The sequence below is a fragment of the Microbulbifer mixtoriginis (SeqCode) genome (genome assembly GCF_052468275.1).
The window spans coordinates 516,302-538,246 of record NZ_CP174341.1; the positions used below are offsets into that span (position 1 = coordinate 516,302).

12 protein-coding genes and 1 tRNA gene are annotated in these 21,945 nt (G+C 49.4%); 6 read left to right on the forward strand and 7 right to left on the reverse strand.

Annotated elements, in window-relative coordinates:
• Nucleotide 1: 1 nt before the first annotated feature.
• Entirely contained in the window at nt 2-3,772 is a 3,771-nt protein-coding gene (locus ACJJIC_RS02295; protein ID WP_445356370.1) for a nitrate reductase subunit alpha, read from the reverse strand.
• 317 nt (nt 3,773-4,089) lie between these two features.
• Between ACJJIC_RS02295 and ACJJIC_RS02300 the strand changes: the two genes are divergently transcribed.
• From ACJJIC_RS02300 to ACJJIC_RS02310, 3 genes are all read left to right on the forward strand, one after another.
• The gene (locus ACJJIC_RS02300) at nt 4,090-5,940 is read left to right on the forward strand and encodes a histidine kinase (RefSeq protein WP_445356371.1); all 1,851 of its coding nucleotides are present in this window, start codon (nt 4,090-4,092) and stop codon (nt 5,938-5,940) included.
• Between the two features lie 390 nt (nt 5,941-6,330).
• Nucleotides 6,331-7,005, forward strand: coding sequence for a CHRD domain-containing protein (locus ACJJIC_RS02305; protein WP_445356372.1), 675 nt, complete (start codon nt 6,331-6,333; stop codon nt 7,003-7,005).
• A gap of 54 nt (nt 7,006-7,059) precedes the next feature.
• Nucleotides 7,060-7,503, forward strand: a complete 444-nt coding sequence (locus ACJJIC_RS02310) for an SRPBCC family protein (protein ID WP_444903585.1) — start codon at nt 7,060-7,062, stop codon at nt 7,501-7,503.
• Nucleotides 7,504-7,919: 416 nt separating this feature from the next.
• Here ACJJIC_RS02310 and ACJJIC_RS02315 read toward each other — a convergent pair whose 3' ends face one another.
• From ACJJIC_RS02315 to ACJJIC_RS02340, 6 genes are all read right to left on the reverse strand, one after another.
• Nucleotides 7,920-11,051 (reverse strand): S8 family serine peptidase, encoded by a 3,132-nt coding sequence (locus ACJJIC_RS02315; protein WP_445356373.1) that lies wholly within the window; start codon nt 11,049-11,051, stop codon nt 7,920-7,922.
• 784 nt (nt 11,052-11,835) lie between these two features.
• Entirely contained in the window at nt 11,836-13,236 is a 1,401-nt protein-coding gene (locus ACJJIC_RS02320) for an amidase (protein ID WP_445356374.1), read from the reverse strand.
• A 66-nt stretch (nt 13,237-13,302) separates the two neighbouring features.
• Nucleotides 13,303-14,187, reverse strand: a complete 885-nt coding sequence (locus ACJJIC_RS02325) for a helix-turn-helix domain-containing protein (RefSeq protein WP_445356375.1) — start codon at nt 14,185-14,187, stop codon at nt 13,303-13,305.
• A 394-nt stretch (nt 14,188-14,581) separates the two neighbouring features.
• Nucleotides 14,582-15,742: a slipin family protein gene (locus ACJJIC_RS02330; protein ID WP_252084088.1), complete on the reverse strand. Its 1,161-nt coding sequence runs from the start codon at nt 15,740-15,742 to the stop codon at nt 14,582-14,584.
• A 374-nt stretch (nt 15,743-16,116) separates the two neighbouring features.
• Nucleotides 16,117-16,185 (reverse strand) — tRNA-OTHER (locus tag ACJJIC_RS02335).
• Between the two features lie 184 nt (nt 16,186-16,369).
• Complete coding sequence (locus ACJJIC_RS02340) at nt 16,370-17,599, reverse strand: RtcB family protein (protein ID WP_445356376.1); 1,230 nt, start codon at nt 17,597-17,599, stop codon at nt 16,370-16,372.
• A gap of 229 nt (nt 17,600-17,828) precedes the next feature.
• Between ACJJIC_RS02340 and rtcR the strand changes: the two genes are divergently transcribed.
• The 3 genes from rtcR to ACJJIC_RS02355 all read left to right on the forward strand — a co-directional run bounded on the left by rtcR (nt 17,829) and on the right by ACJJIC_RS02355 (nt 21,891).
• The gene (rtcR, locus tag ACJJIC_RS02345) at nt 17,829-19,427 is read left to right on the forward strand and encodes an RNA repair transcriptional activator RtcR (RefSeq protein ID WP_445356377.1); all 1,599 of its coding nucleotides are present in this window, start codon (nt 17,829-17,831) and stop codon (nt 19,425-19,427) included.
• A 60-nt stretch (nt 19,428-19,487) separates the two neighbouring features.
• Complete coding sequence (locus ACJJIC_RS02350; RefSeq protein WP_444910948.1) at nt 19,488-20,978, forward strand: C13 family peptidase; 1,491 nt, start codon at nt 19,488-19,490, stop codon at nt 20,976-20,978.
• A gap of 133 nt (nt 20,979-21,111) precedes the next feature.
• Nucleotides 21,112-21,891 (forward strand): TSUP family transporter, encoded by a 780-nt coding sequence (locus tag ACJJIC_RS02355; protein ID WP_444910947.1) that lies wholly within the window; start codon nt 21,112-21,114, stop codon nt 21,889-21,891.
• Nucleotides 21,892-21,945 lie beyond the last annotated feature (54 nt).

A 21,945-nucleotide genomic window follows, 5' to 3' on the forward strand; every position in this document is an offset into this window, starting at 1 on the left:
GCTACACCTCCTCTCGGGTCGGCTCTTTGACGTCTTCGCCATCCAGCCAGTCGACCTTGTTCATTTTTCTCACCACCACAAACTCATCCCGGTTACAGCCCACAGTGCCGTAGTAGTTGAAGCCGTAGGACTGCTGGGCGTAGCCGCCGATCATATGGGTGGGTTTCATCACCGCGCGGGTTACAGAGTTGTGGATACCGCCGCGGGTGCCGGTGGTTTCCGCTCCCGGTGTATTCACGATGCGCTCCTGGGCGTGGTACATCATGGCCATGCCGTCTGGCACCCGCTGGGACACCACCGCACGGGCGGCAATGGCGCCGTTGACGTTGAAGATTTCGATCCAGTCGTTGTCTTCAATACCCGCCAGCTTGGCGTCGTTCTCACTCATCCACACAATGGGGCCACCGCGAGACAGGGTGAGCATCAGCAGGTTGTCGGAGTAGGTACTGTGGATGCCCCACTTCTGGTGCGGGGTAATCCAGTTCAGCAGGATCTCCTTGTTGCCGTTGGGCTTCTGGTTCAGCACCGGCTGTACGGTTTTCAGGTTGATGGGCGGCTTGTACACACACATGGTCTCACCGAAGTCGCGCATCCACTCGTGATCCTGGTAGAACTGCTGGCGGCCGGTGATGGTGCGCCAGGGGATCAGCTCGTGCACATTGGTGTAGCCGGCGTTGTAGCTCACATGCTCATCTTCCAGGCCGGACCAGGTGGGTGAGGAGATGATCTTGCGGGGCTGCGCCACGATATCGGCGAAGCGGATCTTCTCATCTTCCTTGGGCTTGGCCAGGTGGGTGTGATCGCGACCGGTGATCTTGCCCAGCGCTTCCCAGGCCTTCACCGCCACTTGGCCGTTGGTTTCAGGGGCCAGAGACAGGATCATCTCGGCGGCATCTACGGCGCTGTCGATACGGGCGCGGCCATCGCGGGCGCTTTCATCTTTCCAGGTGCGGTTGAGCTTCTTGAGGAAGTCCACCTCGTCATCGGTATTCCAGCTGATGCCCTTACCGCCGTTGCCGAGTTTTTCCAGCAATGGGCCGATAGAGGTAAAGCGGTTGTAGGTGTTGGGATAGTCGCGCTCCACCTCGATCATGCTCGGCGCGGTAACACCGGGAATCAGGTCGCACTCGCCCTTCCACCAGGCCTTCACCCCAAAGGGCTGGGCGATTTCGGTGGGGGTATCGTGGTGGATTGGCAGGGTTACCAGATCCTTCTCCACCCCCAGGTGGCCGTCGGTGAGTTCGGAGAATTTCTTCGCCACACCTTTGAAGATGTCCCAGTCGCTGCGCGCTTCCCAGGCCGGGTCCACCGCTTTGGTGAGCGGGTGGATAAAGGGGTGCATATCGGAGGTATTGAGATCGTCCTTCTCATACCAGGTGGCCGTTGGCAGCACGATGTCGGAGTAGAGACAGGTGGTGGACATACGGAAGTCCAGTGTCACCAGCAGATCGACTTTGCCCTCACTGGGTGTATCGTGCCAGGCCACATCTTCCGGCTTCTTACCGCCGGCTTCGCCCAGGTCCTTACCCATCAGGCCGTGCTTGGTGCCGAGCAGGTGGCGCAGCATGTACTCGTGGCCCTTACCGGAGGAACCGAGCAGGTTGGAGCGCCAAATGAACATGTTACGCGGGTAGTTCTGCGGATTATCCGGGTCCTGGTTGGCGAACTTGAGCGCGCCGCGCTTGAGCTGCTGCACCGTGTAATCCTTGGCGGACATACCCGCAGCGGCGGCATCTTTGGTCAGTTGCAGTGGGTTTATACCCAACTGTGGTGCGGAGGGCAGCCAGCCCATACGCTCGGCGCGGCTGTTGTAATCGATAATGGACGCCTGCCATTTGCTCTTGTCGGCTAATGGCGAAACCACTTCATCCATCTCCAACTTCTCGTAGCGCCACTGGCTGGCGTGGTTGTAGAAGAAGGAGGTGCCGTTCATATGGCGCGGCGGACGCTGCCAGTCGAGGCCGAAAGCGAGCGGGGTCCAGCCGGTTTGCGGGCGCAGCTTTTCCTGCCCCACATAGTGGGCCCAGCCACCGCCGCTCTGACCGATACAACCGCACATCATCAACATATTGATGAGGCCACGGTAGTTCATATCCATGTGGTACCAGTGGTTGAGGGCGGCACCCACAATCACCATGGAGCGTCCACGGGTTTTGTCGGCAGTGTTGGCGAACTCGCGTGCAACCTGGATAACGTTCTCGCGGCGACAGCCGGTGATTTTCTCCTGCCAGGCGGGAGTGTAGGGTTTGTCTTCGTCGTAGCTGTGCGCGCAGTTGGGGTCGTCGAGGCCGTGCTCCACGCCGTAGTTGGCCAGGGTCAGGTCGTAGACGCTGGCAACCTTGAGTACCTCGCCATCTTTGTTCTGCACAAACTTCACCGGCACCTTGTAATCGATCACATCGCTGTGGTCGGTGTGCTGGAAATAGTCGTGTTCATGGGTCTGGCCACCGAAGTAGGGGAAGGCCACCTGGGCGATTTCATCGGCGCAGTCTTTCAGGCTGAGTTTCAGCTTTACTTCTTCACCTGTAAGGCCATCGCGCTGTTCGATGTTCCACTTACCGCGCCCATCTTTCGCTGATGGCTCCCCCCAGCGATAACCTACGGAACCCTGAGGTGACACCAGCTGGCCATCGTGGTTGACGGCGATAGTCTTCCACTCCGGGTTGTTGTCCTGGCCGAGGTCATCTGCCAGATCGGAGGCGCGCAGGAAGCGGCCCTGTACCAGCTTGCCGTCGCGCTCTTCCAGGGTCACCAGCATCGGCATATCGGTGGTGGTGCGCACATATTCGGTGAAGTAGGCGCTGGGCTTATCGACGTGGAATTCTTTCAAAATCACGTGGCCGAAGGCCATCGCCAGGGCCGCATCGGTACCCTGACGCGGTGCCAGCCAGGTGTCGCCAAACTTGGAACACTCGGAGTAATCGGAGGTGATTACGCAGGTTTTGGCACCCTTGTAGCGGACTTCACTGAGGAAGTGCGCATCCGGGGTACGGGTCTGAGGCACATTGGAGCCCCATACGATCAGGTAGTTGGAGTTGTACCAGTCGGCGGACTCGGGCACGTCGGTCTGCTCGCCCCAAATCTGCGGAGAGGCGGGCGGCAGATCGCAGTACCAGTCGTAGAAACTCAGGCAGTTGCCGCCAATCAATGACAGGTAGCGGGCACCGGCGGCGTAGGAAACCATGGACATGGCGGGAATCGGCGAGAAGCCGGTTACCCGGTCGGGTCCGTATTTTTTGGTGGTGTAGACGTTGGCAGCGGCGATCAGCTCATTGGCTTCATCCCACTTAATCCGCACAAAGCCACCCATTCCCCGACGCTCTTTGTAGGACTTGGCCTTGGCCGGGTCCTCGACAATGCTGGCCCAGGCATCCACCGGATCGCTGTGTCTCAACTTGGCTTCGCGCCAGAGTTTTACCAGACGCTTGCGGATCTTCGGGTACTTGAGGCGGTTGGCCGAGTACATATACCAGGAGTAGCTGGCACCGCGCGGGCAACCTCGGGGCTCATGGTTGGGCAGGTCCGGGCGGGTGCGCGGGTAATCGGTCTGCTGGGTCTCCCAGGTGACCAGGCCGTCTTTGACGTAGATCTTCCAGCTGCAAGAGCCGGTGCAGTTCACCCCGTGGGTGGAGCGCACGATCTTGTCGAACTGCCAGCGGCGACGATAGCCGTCTTCCCAGCTACGGTCGTCATGGGTCTTTTCCCCGTGTCCACCGGAAAAAGGCTCTTTTTGTTTCTTCAGATATTTCAGTCGGTCCAGGAAATGGCTCATGCGGTACTCCCAGGGCATCGAAATGCGGTTAAAGCATCGGTTTAGCTGGGAATATAAAAGCGCTGTAAAAGAGGATCACCTGACCAAAAAGGGGTAGAAAAGCGCTGAGCTACCCATGAGTAGGTAAGAAAATGGCGCCAGTTGATGGTTGAGGTTGGGCGTAAGTCCCGTAATGACTTAGGCGGTATTTAAAACACAGGCAATAGGTTAAATTTTGTGCAAAACTGGCACTCTTTGGTGGTACTCACAAATTTGAGCGCTTGTAAGCGGCACAATAGAGGCTATCCAACAGCGGCCCGAGATCGAAGTGAACTGATATGTTGAATCGAATCCGACAGTCCATCGTCTATCGAATCGGCACCCTGATGCTGCTCACAGTGTTAGTCGCGCTGAGCTCCATGGTGGCCTCTTACATTATCTCTGACGCCGCGGAAAACGATGCCGCCGCAGTGAACCTGGCCGGTTCCCTGCGCGCTATGAGCTACCGGCTCGCAGCGACAGCACCCTCTGGTGATATGGAAGCCACCGCCACACTATCGAACGAAGTGACTTCGCGCCTGAGCCGGGTATTGAGTATTTCCGACTTCAGTGCCAGCGATAACCTGCGCGCGGCGCGCAACTACCGCAAGGTAATCGGCAGTTGGGAGGAAGAGATTCGACCGCTGTTGGAATCCATCGCCGCCGGTCGCACCAGCATGGATTCCCTGCAGTTGGCCACCCACCTGGAACCATTTATTCACGATGTAGACACCCTGGTACTGGACTATCAAACCATCGCCGAGGAAAAGATCAGCCTGCTGCGCCTGGTACAGGTGGCTTCCCTGTTCGCCATAGTGGCGCTTGTTTACCTGTCCATGTACATACTCCATCGCTCCGTGGAGCAACCTTTGAAGCAACTCATCAGCCGATCAATGAGCATCGCCCAGGGGAACTTCAACCAAAATCGCCTGGAGATCGACAGCGAAGACGAGTTGGGGGTTCTGGCGCGCACCATCAATTATATGAGCGACGAAATTCACGCAACCCATCGTGACCTGGCCCACCGCGTCGAACAAAAAACCGCCCAGCTACAGAAGAGCCACGAGGCACTGGATTTCCAATACCGACTGGCACGGCGTATCAGCGAGGGGCCCCTGGCCGGGTCCGAGCTGGGGCAATGGCTGGGCGAGTTCGCCAATGTCGCCGACTTGAACAACCTGGACCTGTGCCTGATGACACCCGAAGGCGAAGCCCCCTACGAACATCTGGTACAAGGGTTTGGCAACAGCCAGTGCAGCGGCAGTGACTGTCGGGTTTGCGTGAGCACCTGCGGTCCCTCCGATGAGGGCGAGTTCCGCGTGTACCGCTTTCCCCTGGAAGTGGATAAGCGCAATTACGGCGTATTGATGTGCACTCTGCCCAGAGGCAGCAGCCTCGATGAGGAACAGCAACAGCGCCTAGCCACCTTTGCCGACAGCGTCACCGCCGCCATCGCCATCAACGAGCGCGAGGCCCAAGAGCGCCGCGTTGCCCTTCTGGATGAGCGCGCGATCATCGCGCGGGAACTGCACGACTCCCTGGCCCAATCTCTGTCCTACCTGAAAATCCAAGTCACTAGGCTCAATCGCGCCAATCGAAGCGAGCAGGTAGATAAGTCCAAGGTGAAGGAGATTATTACCGAGCTAAAAGAGGGGTTGGACTCCTCCTATCGCCAGCTACGCGAACTGCTCACTACTTTCAGACTGCAGATAGGCCCTGGCGGCCTACGCAATATCCTCGAGCAATCCATCCTCGCTTATCGCGAGCAACACCCGCAGATCACTATTTTGCTCGACTATCACCTCAATGAAGTGCCGCTCACTCCCCACGAGGAAATCCATCTGCTGCAGCTGGTACGCGAAGCTACCCAGAATGCCGTATACCACTCTCAGGGCGATATGGTGCAAATCAGCATGATTCAGGCTAATAACCAATCGCTCAATGTGCGCATCCGCGACAACGGTGTGGGTATCAGCAACGCACCGGAAAAACGCAACCACTTCGGTATGTCAATCATGCAGGAGCGCGCCAGTAATCTGAATGGAAAATTGAATATTCAGCGGCGTACGCAGGGGGGCACAGAGGTACAATTTAACTTTATTCCCCTTTATGCCCGGGAGCGGGAATTGGTTTGGAAAGATGCGGGATAATAGCGCCCCATCCTCGATAACAGAGTCACTGGGTACGGATGAGCAATCACTGTATCCAGTATTTTAAATTTAGCGAAAATGCACGTTAATAATTTTTTTCGATAACCCCAATTTTTTTCTGGCTGCATCCTCCCTATACCCATCGCTTCTTATAAAGCCGGATAGTCCATTTCCACGAATTCCTTTATTCCCCAAGATACCCAATAAAAAATACTGTCTCCTAAATTGGCCCTAAACGGCCAGAACCAAGCACATATGCTACAAGTAGTTATCGCCAGCCATCCATGATCTACACCATTCTTCATAGTGAATATGAGCGCTATTAAGCGTCTGGCATTAAATTTCTCGTATAGGTAATAACAAGATCGACTCAATATAGAGGAGAGGTTTATGAAACTCAGTTCATTACCCAAAATCGCTTATTTAATAATGGCGATGTTTTTACTGGCCTATTCCACTTTCACCACTGCAGATAACCACAATAAAAAAGAAAAAGACTCACCAACTGCCAAACATGGATCTGGCGAGAAAGCCTGGTCCGATGCAGGAGATGACAAGCGGTTTACCATTTTTAAGGCTGACCTGACCACCGCTAACGAAAATATGCTCGGTAAAAAGGTAAATCCACAAACCCCTAAAGATGCGGGTGGCTTCTTTATTGGCGCCTACAACAACCAGACAAATATGCTGAGTTTTATGGTTGGCTACAGCGATCTATCACCCGGTGGGGTAGCGATGTCGCATTTCCATATGCAATGCTCTGGCGATGGGAAAGAGCCACCTATCTGCAAGCCCGGCAAAGCGAGCGGTCCGATTATCCAAACTATCTGTGGAATGCCGACAAACCCCGGCATGGTTCCCGATTGGCCCAAGACCAAAACCGATAAGGATAAACACGGACTGGAAAAGAAATGCTCCGAGGGCACCAGTGGATTTATTATGGGTAAATGGATGGTGGAAGAGCCTTATCGAAAAGCGCTAATGGATGGAAAGGTCTTTATTAATATGCACAGCAAACTAGACCCCAAGGGTGAAATCTCTGGATTGCTAATGAAAGGTAAATAGCATTCTTTACCATGCCTTTCAGACTCAGTTTCGATGATCCTATGGAGAACGGTGATGTCCAACTACACTACATCATTTTTTAGCCCAAGCTCCCGGGAAGATGCTTACAAGGCGGTAACCGAAAAAATGTCCCAGTGGTGGACACCGGTAAGCGCACCCTTCCTAAAGGTCGGTGACATCGCCAAAACCGGTTTCAAAGGTCAATCTTACTGGGTCTTTCGCGCCAAAATATTGAAGCCCGAGAAATTGATTGAGCTTGAATGTACTGAATCCAATATGGTTTCCGATAACGTAGATGACCCCGAGGAGTGGAAAGGCAGTACTCTGCGTTTCGAATTTTCTGAGGAGAATACGGGAACTCTGATTAAATTTACCCATATTGGTCTATCCCCAGAAATGAAATGTTGGGATATGTGTAAAAGTGGCTGGGATTATTACCTTTTTGGTAGTCTTAAGGACTTTTTAAGTGGGAACGGAGGTCGCCCAAATACTTATTGAAAAAAAACAACTTATAGACTTACTTTCTGAAAAAGACTTTCTTGGGTAAAAGTTAATCACAGCACTTTTTGAACTATTTACCTCATTACTACTAGAGTTTACATTAGCCTCTTCTAAAAAATTAAAAAAAGAATTCGCCTATTAAACACCTAGAAAAACAACTTTTGGCAACTTGCTACATTTACTGGCGATATATTCAAAAAAACACTCTACATTCCGACAATTGTTCAAGACTGCTTGCCTCTCTGAAATTTATTACCATCAAGGCGGAGTATTTATACTCAAAATAAAAATTACCCAAAAAAATAATTTTGAGCATAAACTGCATGGGAAACTTATTAATAAGCATTCGTAATGAATAGCTACCCCCATCTTAGATGTATGGGGATAGCCATAGACTAATATGGTCTCTTAGATTACAGATCTTTCAAGGGAAACCATAACGCCCTTAACTCTAAATCCGTAACTTCTACATCTTCGTGAAAATACCCACTAACTATTGGTAACCAATCATCATTAGTCACCAAGCGGTGGCACAGTTCATCCACTTCACAGATCACCCCATCATTATCGATATCGGTTCCGGCCATCACACCAAATCCTAACTCAGAAGTGGCATCTAATTGAGGGGACTTATAATGGTAGACACCCTGTTCTGGATCGAAAGTTGCCATTACCCGGCCTGCAGCTTCACCAGTTTTAATATCAACAAAATCGACATAAACGGCGCCGGCATTACCACCAGATTCCACATCTTCAGCGATAACCTGGACTGATATCCATAAATCAAAACGGGTTTCGGTAGAAGCAACAAAGCTCAAAATGCCAGAATAACGACCTGCCTCTAGGTTGTCAGTGTCTACAGTAATTTGATAACTGCCAAGACCATTTGAATCCTCACCTAGATAGCTCGCACTCAACCAAGAGACAGATGCATTAATCTCAGCAACCGAGACTCCAGGCATATCTGCCAGCAGTTCTACCTTCGCTTCTTTTTGGGTCCACAGTTCATGCTGATGACCACTTTTGATATACAAACGTCCAAGCTGTGGTGTAGCAAAGGCACGAGATTTTGCAGAAGCAACTGCAAGCTCAGCATTTATTTCACCATAACCAAATAGAGGGCTTGGTGTATTACCGTAGGAAACTCTAAAATCGGTTATCAATTTGTCAAAATCGTCAGGAGTCATTGACTCCCACTCCTCCTTCATCAAGGCAATAACACCGGACACATGGGGTGCAGCCATAGAAGTACCTTGCATACCTCCATAAATAAACTCGATTTCACCGCTCTCAGTTTCTTTCCCGAGAGTGCTTATCACGCCGCCATCGGATTTAGCTATTATCTTAGGATCAAAGGGCTCTGTTGGCTTGCGTCTATCAATTGGCATTAAACCGCCAGGGGCAGTCAAATCAATATTGCCCCCAAAATTGGAGTACCAAACAGGCTCACCGCCTTGTCGAGTGGCAGCCACTGTAACAACCCCATCGAGGTTAGCTGGTGAATAATTACTTACATCATCGCCGTTGTTACCTGCAGCTGCAACAACTATCACACCCGCTTCACGGGCTGCATACACTGCATCCTGCATCGTTTGAGAGTAACCTGCCCCTCCGAGACTCATGTTAATTACATCAGCTTTTCGATCCGGAACTTTACCAGAATCATTTGTGAGACCTGCAGCAAAATATATCCCTTGAGCAATGTCATAATCGCTAGCTCCCTCAGCGCCCAGCACCCGTACAGGCATTATTTTGGCTTCATGGGCAACGCCTGCAATACCAATACCGTTGTTAGTAGCTGCAGCGATTGTGCCCGCCACATGGGTACCGTGCCAGGAATCATTATCACTGTCTGGAGCATCACCTGGGTCTTCAGGGTTTGGATCAATACCATCTCCATCCACGGAATTATCAATATCACTGATCATATCGAAGCCAGCTACCAATTGACCCTGGAGGTCTGGATGACCTGATAAGATACCCGTGTCTAATACCGCAACGATTGCACCTCTTCCGGTTGACGTACTCCACGCGTCCTGTACAGCAATCTGTGAGTAATGCCACATCTTTGGATACAAGGGATCGCTGACTGATTGACGCTGACGAATCCGGTTCAGTTCAACATATTCAAATTGGCCACTAGCATTAAGACGCTTGAGATTATAAATGGTCTCCAATTTACGCTGTATTTCAGCTGAAACCTTTACGCCAGCAGTATTCGATAGCGAGGATACTCCCGCTGACTTAAATAAGCCAAACCCCTTCGCCGCCTGATTTGAATCCAGTAGCATTGGGCCATCATCCCTGGTAGTGTGCTTGACCGCGCCTGCCGCAGTAAGCTTCCCAATACCTGCTAATTTAGCCGTGGGCTTTAGACGAGCTATAAGTTCACCAGCGACAAATTTTTCGTTGGTACGGATTGAATTACCAACGCTATCAGCTATCGGAGCAGAGGATATTTGCATACGGTAAGCAGAAGCCCCGCCAAATGCCAATGCTGCTAAATAATAACTTCCATCTTCTGGGATTTTTAGGGATTCCGTTTCTTCAACACCATTTGAACTTATGAGCAAATTACCAGATTCATCTATCAACCAAAGATCGATATCTGCATCACCATTTTGCCAGTCCTGAATATGTAGAGAAACATTCTGATCCTTTTTTAACGAGGCAACATAGAAATCAAACTCATCCCGGTAGGCACTTGAACTCTTATCTTGAGAAGCAAATTGAGCAACAACAAAACCAACAACTTCACTAACCCCTGAAATTGCCTGTGCTTCTTTCATGGAGTTATTTGGTACAAGCTCGCTGTTAGGATCATTGGTATCGCTATCAGCATACTCACCTTTTGCAAGAGATATCTTTCCAAAAGCAACAAACTGGCCATCACTGACTAGCAAATTAGTTACATACTTATTGGTATTACCCGTCTGATCATCCACAGTTAGGCTGACGGTGTAATCTCCATACTCCTGGTATTCATGCTCGGGCTGGATACCCTCACCTGTCGTACCATCACCAAAATCCCACTTGTACAATAAGTCAGTACTTTCTGCATCAGTACTTTCTGAAGCATCGAATAAAACCAATGGTGATTCAAGATCTGGCTGGTTATATGCAAATTTTGCAACGGGCGGTGAATTTTTAAGGGCTGTAAACGTCAATTCGGAAGTGGCAGTCGCACCGTCATTATCCGTAATCGTCAGCTGAATCGTATACTCCTTGTCAATCCCGTCGTATGCATAAAAGGTATACTCAACTTCCTTCCCAGTAGCATCACTGCCATCACCAAAATTCCATTCGTAACTAGTAATACTGCCGTCCGCATCGCTTGAAGCAGATGCATCAAACTTAACCTGCGCAGGCGAAAGCCCAGACTGCGAAGACAAAGTAAAGCTTGCTACCGGTGCTTGGTTGGCTACTGGGACAGTCGTCCCATCACCTCCGGTTCCACTATCTCCATCACCCCCGCCACCGCCGCTACATGCCGCAGCCATAAGGGCAGCTACGCAAACAGTTAATTTTAAAATCTTAGACATCATTCAGATAAGTTCCTTTTATTTACACTTTCAACAAAGAGCAATGTCAACTCTCGTGTAGAAAACTTTACGTTATTACATCCCATGAACTAGTTGAGTGATTTCAGCTCTTCCATAAGGCGGCAATATACTAAACTATTTTTTATTTATGCAAAGACACATTAATCAACCAAAGCTGACGAGCAGCTCGTCCATAACCTGAATAATTTTTTTAATCGTCATCTTCGCTGTATCACTTGCTTATGTTTCCTACTAATTTAGAAAAAGAGCTTTCCAATTACCTTCACTAAACTTTCAGCTAAACGTTCGTTCCAGTTAGCTTTTGAATGACTGAAATATTGGTTAGCAAATGCGAGCTAGGTAAAACAGCCTCCGCTATCTAAGGCCATGGGTAGTATCAATTGATCCACCAAGTGCTCATACACCGGCACGCCTACAAAGCTGTATCTGCCGAATTACAAGATCGACAATGCGATCAGAATCTATCTGATGCTCTCCCATAACATAAAACACTTTAGTCAAATGCTGGGATAACAGTCACAGGGAGAGTACATTGCCTGTCCTTTAATAGCCTGATTTTCGGATATACAAACACTCAATGGGCCAATCAACCTTGGGTAGTTCACGCTAAAGTTCCCTCTTTAGCATTTCGCTACGAGCATAATTGCGTAATTTTTATGCAAAGAAAAGGTGTCATTGACAATCAAAGCTACCGCTAATATCAACTCAATAAACATCTGCAATTCATGTTTTGGAATGTGATGTTACAAGCCGCATGGAATCCATATTAGCCATTCATAAACATGGGACACTGGTGTGGTTTCAGAATGTTATGTAAGCGTTTCGCAGTTTCGATAAGCTCTTTCTCTTGGCCTTTAAGGCCGATCAGCTGTGCTCCGATCGGAAGCCCGTTTCCATCAAATCCTATTGGTAAGGTCACAACTGGATGACCCGTCAGTGAAATCGGCGTTGTAAAGGCTGCCATCGCATCAAAATAATTTACCGGTTGCTCATTGATGTACATAGGGAGGGCGTAATCACGCACACCATTGCGATCGCTGGTTGGTGCCATATGCTTAAACACCGAAGTCGCCGTAACGGGCAACACCCATACACTGTTATCAGCCAAAAAGGCATCAATAGCACCAGACAATATCTTTTTTTCGTCAATTGCATTGCTAAGGCGGCTTTTATTGTGGCGATAACCAAGCATGACATTCGCGATAAACTCTGGTGAACGGCGCGCACTTGCACGCCCAAGAATGCTGGCAAGAAAACGTACAGGCGCCGACATTAAAGCGCTTGTTTCAAACCCCATAATTTCACCAAATGCGCGACGTGCCCGTTTAAAATCGAAATCTTTTGGTTGAGCCTGTACTACGTGAACCCCAGATTCTTCCCATGCGTTTTTCGCATTTTCAAAACATTTAACGATGCTCTTACAAACTTCAATCCCGCCGCTATCGACACTCCAGTTGACCTTTGGCATTTTAAACTCTTTCTGCCCAACGTCTGGCTGGTTATTCATATGTGTCCATACCAGGTCCAAGTCATCGCAAGTTCTGGCAATCGGCCCCATGCGCGCAAAATGCTTCAGCGGTGCAGCCTGGTTTGGCATAGTCCCATCAATGGGAATGGCATCCTCGCTCGGCAAAAGGCTAAACACACCACAAAATGAGGCGGGGATACGCAAAGACCCACTCAAGTCTGTACCAATATCGACAAAGCTCATCCCCGCCACTATCGCAGCTGCGCCGCCACCACTACTCCCGCCCGGTGTGTATTCTAAATTCCAAGGGTTGTTAGTGGTGCCAAATAGGGTATTACTGCACTGAAAGTCCATCGAGAGGGGCGGGAGATTCGTTTTACCCATAACCTGTGCACCAGCATTCAGCAGTCGTTCCACGGCAGATGCGGTTTGGGTAGGGTGGAACCCCTTGAAACGTTCCGACCCGAATGTGCAGGCCATCCCTCGATAGTAAATTTGATCCTTCAGGGTGATGGGCAAACCCGCCAACGGACGCATGTTACTTGTAGGCTGGTTTTCATTAAGTGTTACAACGGCATTGATCACCGGGTTGAGGCGCTGTATACGTTCTAGCTGGTGGTGTATTACCTCTTTGGCCTGGATATCCCCTGCCGACAAGGCTGCACAAATCTGGGTGGCTGGGTATTGATGAAGTTGCATGGCTTAATCCCGAACAATTTTGTTCCGGACGAATTTAGCAAGTAAAGTGGAAACCTGCTGTTCCTATCATGCTTTTCTGAGTGGAATATAAATACGAGTGAGTTGTTTTGCTGGGTCGATGTAGTTCGGTGGTCCCGAATAAGCTTCGAACGGAAATTCATCACGTAGCCTATACGCTGTCTGAGCAAGCCAGTTGCGATAAATCTGGTTCCAAGTTTGGTAGAGGAATTTGTAATCCCCCCAGTGTTCAAAGACCGCCCATGTTCCAGCGTCGAACATGTGCCAATTATAGCTTTTGTTGTTGTTCGGGCGTTCTGAGTAGGCTCCACCGTACCAAACTGTAACGGTATCATCATTGAGCATCTGGGGGGTGTTAGGAAAACAGCTCATTAAGAATTGATCCGGTGGCACTGTCTCTTTGAGTAGCGCTAAAAAATATGCACCAATATCTAAATCACTCTTGTGGAAAAACTGGCCTTCATAGGTTCCTCTCGACTGCTGAAACCGGAAATAGAATGGTCGTAGAGTGACGATCTCGACTGGCTCAATCACCTGGCGCGGCGGCTGATTGATCAAATACGGGCGGCCCTGTTGCACCCCTGTTTCCGCGGCTTCGGGAGAATTGCGAAAAGCAGAGGGGCTTATTCCGAACTGTTTTTTGAATGCCCGAGAAAAAGCGCTATGGGTTTGAAAACCGCAATTTATTGCAAGCTGCAGTAAGTTGATGTTTGGAGTGTTGGTGAGTTCCAATGCTGCGGTCTCCAGACGGCGCACAGCAATATAGCGATTCACAGGTTCTCCCATATAAGCAAAAAACAATCGTTGAAAATGAAAAGGCGATAGATGGACATGATTAGCAATATCGGTGATTTTCAAATTTCTATGAAGATTTTTCTCAATTAACTGCGCTGCTTGAGTTACTTTATTTCTATTTTTATCTAACTTCTTCATCGGATTACTTTAGTAGCCCTTGAACCGATCTCTCATGAAAAATCTACAGCCAGTATTTATATCTTCGTCCAGCTTCTTTTCCTGCACCCATACGTATTAACGTCGACAAAAAATTCTATTTGGAAAAATCTAAAATGGTTTTTTTATTGTAGACACAGTGTTCAAAGCATAATTTGCTTACTCCACTGGTCAACAATAGCGGTGACAATACGATTTGAAAGGCCAGGCTTTTACGGCCTGCACGAATAGTTTTAATAAGAACCGGCATTCCCAGTCATAAGGACAAAGTAAGGGAAGTCCGCAAAATCTGTCTGCAGCCCTTCCCCTGAGCACCGTCTATCTTAGTCACTGCCTAAGTCCTTAAAACTCAAAGCTTACTTGATAGCTTGCTACCTTAAGCTGTTGGACGCAGCTTCACCAAATCATTAAGCACGCCTTCTAGGCCGCCATAAACTGATATTTTATCGATGCGTGTACTGACTTTTTCTAAGGATTCCAATTCTTTTAGACGCAGTAATGTAGGATTGTTATCCATCATCTTGGCAGTGTTATGCAGGGAACGCATAGCCTGGGTCTCTTCACGACGCTTTATTAAATTCGCTTCAGACTCCTTCTGAGCTTCCACTACCTGATTAAGAATCATCTTCATGTCGCCTGGTAAGATAATATCTTTCACTCCGACACTGACAATCTCGATACCATAATGCGCTAGTTTTTTATGGATAGCCGTTGCAATAACAATATTCAGTCGATCTTTATCTGCTAATAAGCTATCCAGAGTCTGGGTACCCACCGCTTCACGCAAACTTAGTTGTAATTCACGATAAATATGGTTTTTATAATCACTGAGCTTCAATGCCACCCGCTGTGGATCTGTAATCTTGAAACTGCCACTTAAGTTGATACGCAGGCTAACTCTATCTTTGGTTAGAATTTCCTGGCCACTCACTTCAATAGTTTGCAGGCGCATGTCTATCAATTTCACTGCGATAGAGCGATTGTATTTCCAAAATCCATAACGACCCGGCTGCAGCGCTTTCTCCAACTTTCCATTGACAACTAAAAGACCCACATGCTCATCGGGGACTTCGTTATAGCTTACTGCCTGAGCAGCGATGCGTATTTGGCTTGCGCAGGCACCGCGACCGAGAAGCCCCAGTACATTGTCATCAATGGTGTATTCCCTGGAAATATCCACAATACCTACACGAACGGTTTCCCCTCCTTTCCATACGGCCCGGTATGAACCAGGGGGAAGGATATCTACCAGGTTACCATCCCGATAGAAAAGTCCGACTTGTTGATCAGACAATTCGTAGGACTGCAAATATTCACCTAACACTTCGCTATAAGTATTCAGCAGGAATTTTGCTTTAATCGCATCAAAAACCACCTCAGTAATATCATAGGTCTCCACCCGTACATCACCTGAGAGCAGCCAAATACGGTGACGCCCTGGTGGCAGCACCCTTTCAAATCGGCTGCGGCGAAACAGTAGTGCTCGCTCGTTATCAGCCACATTGACAATCTTCCATATTTTAAAGAGAGACTTCATTTCTCCGATCTCTTATCATTTTATTCCTTTAGGGTGGGGCCCACTCGATCTCAGAGTGGCCCAACGCTTATACACAGAGGGTGCAAAATACAGCGGTTCTGCAAAGTTCTTCTTGCACCCATCCTGGGTAACGAAGCCAACATCCTTGGCCAAAATAGAATCAATGCAAATGCTGTAATCCACACGCACAGCGTAAACCCACGCAAGGCGACACTGCCGCCGGCGTGCCTTTATGGCTAGCTATTGCTGCAATTCCCAATAACCGAAACCATAAGGCACTGTAGGCCCCGGATAGATTTCAACAAAGAGGGCTTCTTTGTGGGGACTCGAACCCCAGGCTCTCGCCTTCCCTTAAGGTCGCTTTCCAGGCGACGTGACTTTGACAGGAATCGAACCTGTAACAAACCGATTTAACGGTTGCTTTACCAATTGAGCTACAAAGTAGGCGTTTGAAGATTGCCCCAGTGGGTACACCTACCGCCAGCGTCGGGGGTGCCAGGCCGGCATACAGAACCGGCTCCGCTGACTGGAACACAAACATTCAAACTTGATTGCGGAGAGCCTGCCCTTTAGGCATAACTTCCGACATTCCTCACTATTAAACGCCTTATCCCTGGCCTGTGCTAACTATCCTTTGACACAGACTACCTGCTTGAGGGTGTAAACGATTTCCACCAGGTCTTTTTGTGCTGCCATAACCTTCTCAATAGGTTTGTAGGCCGATGGGGTTTCGTCGATCACACCTTCATCTTTACGGCATTCCACGTCGACAGTAGCCGCGCGATGCTCTTCCAGGGATACCAGTTTTTTCGCCTTGGTGCGGGACATCACCCGCCCGGCACCATGGCTACAGCTGCAGAAGCTTTCCTCGTTTCCTAACCCCCGCACAATAAAAGACTTGGCCCCCATACTTCCGGGAATAATGCCCATTTCATCAACACGCGCCCTTACAGCGCCCTTGCGCGTTACCAGTACCTCCTTGCCATAGTGTTGTTCGCGGGAAACGTAATTGTGATGGCAGTTTACCGCCTCCATGCGCGCCTCAAAATCCATACCCAGTGCCTGCTTCACCGCGCCAATAGTACGTACCATCATGACTTCACGATTGATGCGAGCAAATTCCTGCGCCCATTCCACCGCCTGCACATAGTCATCGAAATGCTCGCTACCCTCGGGGAAATAGGCCAAGTCACTATCGGGCAAGTGGATATGCCAGCGTTCCATATCCCGCTTGGCCTTTTCGATAAAGTAGGTACCAATACGGTTACCCACACCACGAGAGCCACTGTGCAACATCAGCCACACGCTGCCTTGCTCATCCAGGCACATCTCAATAAAGTGATTACCACTGCCAAGCGTTCCCAAGTGTTTGATATTATTGGTATTTTTCAATACTGGGTGCTTCTCTTTCAGCGCCTCAAACTGCTCTGCCAACGGCGCCCAGCCGGCAAGTGCATCGTCCGGCGGATTCTCCCAGGCACCCTTATCCCGACCCCTACCCCGGTGTCGACCAGTGCGGCCGTGGGGCACGGCGCGCTCAATGGCACTGCGGACGCCCGCCAGGTTGTCTGGCAGCTGTGCTGCAGTGAGGCTGGTGCGGACTGCCATCATGCCACAGCCAATATCCACACCCACAGCTGCGGGGATTACCGCTCCCAGGGTGGGTACCACACTGCCAATGGTGGCGCCTTTGCCCAGGTGTACATCGGGCATTGCCGCCACCCACTTGTGGATAAAAGGCAACTGCGAAATATTTTTAAGCTGAGCCCTGGCTTCTTCTTCAAAGGGCACACCTAAGGTCCAGGACTTAATCGGTACCCCACCTGCCTGCATCACTTCATACGGCAATGGCTTCATCTCTCGCTCCTTTAAGAATCTCATGAAACCGCGTTACCACTTCACGCGCTTCTTTTGCCATTGATATAGCGAATTGAGTGCCAACTTTTGCAGAAACTTTCCAAATTTCTGTAACTCATTGTTTTTTATGAAAAAATTATTTTATAGGTAGCATTCTAAGCGATAGTTAGCCCAGTACGATGTTTATAAAATCTATCTTTTAAGATAGCTATTTATTATTTTAGATAGTATGAAAACAGTAGCTATCAGTATTCTCGGCACGACTAAAGACCGGCGCGGTAAAAGTGACAAGCGTTGGGACAAGTGGCGCCCCAATATCTCTATGTGCCAGCACGATGACCTGCTGATCGATCGGCTTGAGCTCCTTTTCGACAACCACTCGAAAAACCTGGCAGACCAGGTCACTGAGGACATTGCACGTATTTCCCCTGAAACCAACGTGGTCCATCACCGGGTCAACTTCAATGACCCCTGGGATTTCGAGAGTGTGTACAGCAACCTGCTGGATTTCGCCCGCGATTACGCTTTTAAGCCGGATCAGGAGCAATACCTGGTACATATCACAACTGGCACCCACGTGGCCCAGATCTGTCTCTACCTGCTCACAGAGGCCGGTTATTTCCCTGGGCGCCTGCTGCAAACTTCTCCTGCACAGAAAAACAGTAATTTGCCGGGTCAGTACCAGATTATCGATTTGGATCTATCCAAGTACGACCAGATTGCCTCACGTTTCCAGCGAGAACACCAGGAGGGCACCACCTATCTGAAAGGCGGCATTGAGACGAATAATCTCGCCTTTAATCAGATGATCGAGCAGTTGGAGCAGGTCTCTATTCGCTCCGATGCGCCCATTCTCATTACAGGACCGACGGGGGCAGGAAAATCCCAGCTGGCCCAGCGTGTCTATGAGTTACGTAAACAACGTGGAAAATTGGAAGGAGGCCTGGTAGCAGTAAACTGCGCCACCCTACGCGGTGAGAATGCCATGTCCGCCCTATTCGGCCACCGCAAAGGGACCTTTACCGGTGCCACCACACACCGCCCTGGGCTATTAATGGAGGCGGATAAGGGTCTGCTATTTCTGGATGAGATTGGCGAGTTGGGACTGGACGAACAGGCAATGCTACTGCGGGCCATAGAGCACAAGCGCTTTATGCCCTTTGGCTCAGATAAAGAAGTGAGCAGTCACTTTCAGCTGATCGCTGGCACCAACCGGGATCTAGTACAGCTCAGTCGCGAGGGTAAGTTTCGTGCAGACCTGCTGGCCCGTATCGACTTATGGACCTACCGCCTACCCTCTCTGCGTGAGCGTATTGAAGACCTGGAACCCAATATCGACTTTGAGCTTGAAGCCTTCTCCACAAAGTCTGGCCACCTGGTGAGCTTCAATAAAGCGGCGCGGGAGAGGTACCTGAACTTTGGCCGCTCGGTAGAGGCCAGCTGGTCAGCGAACTTTCGCGATCTTAACGCCAGTATCCTGCGCATGGGCACCCTCGCCGACGGCGGGCGTATCACGACCCAGGTAGTGGAGGAGGAAATTCACAGATTACAGATTAAGTGGCAAAGCCCACAGAGTAAGTCATCACTGCCCTTTGCCCGTATTGAAATGTTGTTGGGCCGTGACCGCATCGAACAGATGGATTACTACGAGCAGATCAAGCTGGCGGGACTGATTCAAGTTTGTGAGGAGTCCAACTCTATGGCGGCAGCCGGGCGCAAACTGTTTCAAGTGAGCCGCACAGCAAAAAAATCCAATAACGACTCTCACCGGATACGCCAACTTTTAGATAAATACGGTCTTAAATTCGACCAACTGAATAAAACATAGAGACCGCCTGGCACCATTTTTTGTTAGTCTCATTCCTAAACCCTGATGCTGGATCATGGAATGAGATCTATCTACTTTTTCCCGCTTATTTTTTTACTCAGTGCCTGCGAGCCAACTCAGTTTGCAGGCGGAACCGCCTTGCCAGATGGCTCGGTATACAAAGGCGATATGTTAAACGGCCTGTTTCATGGGCAGGGCCAACTCGAATGGCCCAATGGCAGCCTTTATCGTGGAAACTTTCGAGAAGGCCGCATGACGGGCGAAGGCGTATTAACCGGAAATGATGGTTGTACTTATGAAGGCGAGTTTCTCAATGGGGAGCCCCACGGCAAAGGTCGCTATACCTGCAATGGAACTGTGTGGATAGGCGAATTCCTTGAAGGGGAGCTAAAAAACGGTACGTTAAATTGGGATGACGGTGACATTTACAATGGCGAGTTTTTGGCTTTTGACCCTCACGGCGAAGGCAAACTCAGTACCGATGATGGCAGCCTTTATCAGGGCACTTTTGAAAACGGCTATTTAATACAAGGCAACTACTCGGATAGCGATGGCTATCGTTATACCGGCGGCTTCGAGTACGGCTCATACTCTGGCGAGGGTGAACTCACTCAGCCTGACGGCACTGTGATCCATGCCACATTCAGCTATGGGGAAGCTGAGGGGGAAGGTACACAAATTAGTAGGGATGCTGAAGGCAACATTATCGAGAAACCTGGCTATTTCTCCGAAGGTATTTATTACCCTAGCGAAGCTGCTTGGCGCGCACTGGCGAATATACCCGGCGCCCAAGCGGAAACCCGCCTCTATAGTGAGAGTGAACGCTTACGAAACGCTATAAACGCACTGCCCCCACAAAGACCCGGCATCCGTGATATTTACACACTACTAGTAGGTGGTGATGGCACCTCTCCGGTATTTGCAAGGGAGTTGGAGTGGGTGGCAGAACGCCTAGATGAAGCTTTTGATATCGACCAGCGACTGCTGCGCCTTAGTAACGGCGGGGGTTACGGTTTTCCCTTGGCCACTCGAACCAGTATCCAGGAAAGTCTAACAGCTCTAGATCAACTGATGGACCCCGAAGAAGATCTGCTTCTGGTGCACCTTGTAAGCCATGGTGCTCGCAATGGAGACTTCAAAATTGCCGAAGGTGAAATACCACTTAACGACCTATCTCTAAAAGATGGGCAACAGTGGCTAGACAATATTAACGCCCAGCACCAATGGATCATAATTTCGGCTTGCTTTTCCGGACAGTGGATAGAAGCTTTAAATACCCCCAACAGAGTAATCTTTACTTCAGCCGCTGCCGACCGTAGCTCCTTTGGTTGCAGTGACGACTCTCAGCGCACCTGGTTTAGCTCAGCCCTTTACGGTGAGGCCCTTAACCAAGGTGTGGACAATCCTGAAGCCTGGTTTGAAGCTACAAAATTAAAAGTAACCGAAATGGAGCAGGAGCAGGAAATTAGCAGAAGCCGTCACTCTCTGCCCCAGTATTCAGTGGGAGAGGACTTCCTGATGTGGTGGCAGGGGAAAGAGAAAGCAAATTAGATGGGTATTTCTTCGTCAGAAATAAGTTATTTCTTATTAGTTTGGCGGGAAATTTATAAATGCTACTTCCTGTAAAAAATATTCAGGCTTTATTAGCTAATAAATCTAACAGTAAGCGAAAGGAGGTATCTTTTTGGATTTCGCTAGCTTCTCTACAGAGTTATTACTTATCTTATTTTTCGTTGCTATTGTTGCCGGCCTACTCGATACATTAGCGGGTGGCGGCGGCCTGATAACCGTTCCGGCCTTAATCTTAAGCGGTATTCCACCACTATCTGCCTTAGGTACCAATAAATTACAAGGCAGTATCGGTACAGCAACAGCCACTTATATGATGATTAGGGGTAAAAAGGTAAGCTGGGATGGGGTTAGGAGGTTGATGCTATCCGCCTTTATTGGAGCAGCTATTGGAACCATAGCCGTACAACTTATCAATACTGACATCTTATCTTTTGTTATCCCTATAGTACTGTTATTTATTGCTATTTACTTTCTGATTTCTCCGGCTATAGCTCAGAATAATGATGAACCAAAACTATCTAGCAAGAAATATCAATATGGGGTAATTCCATTTATTGGATACTACGACGGCATGTTTGGGCCTGGGACTGGGTCATTTTTCACTTTGTCAGGCATTGCTTGCCGAGGACAAGATTTATTGACAGCCACCGCAATGGCAAAGCCTCTTAACTTCTCCACCAACGTAGCCTCTTTATTGGTATTTTTAGTTGCAGGGCAAGTGGTGTGGGTTATAGGTACCCTGATGATGGCTGGACAAGTCATAGGTGCATGGATAGGGTCACACTGCCTTTTTAAAATCAACCCCACCTATTTGAGAGGGGTAGTCGTACTGATGTGTAGTGGGATGCTAATAAAATACGCACACGCTATGGGATGGATAGGTTATATCTGAAAACAAGCTGCTTTACCGCTTGTATCAATAATTTGCCGGTTATACGCTGGCTTA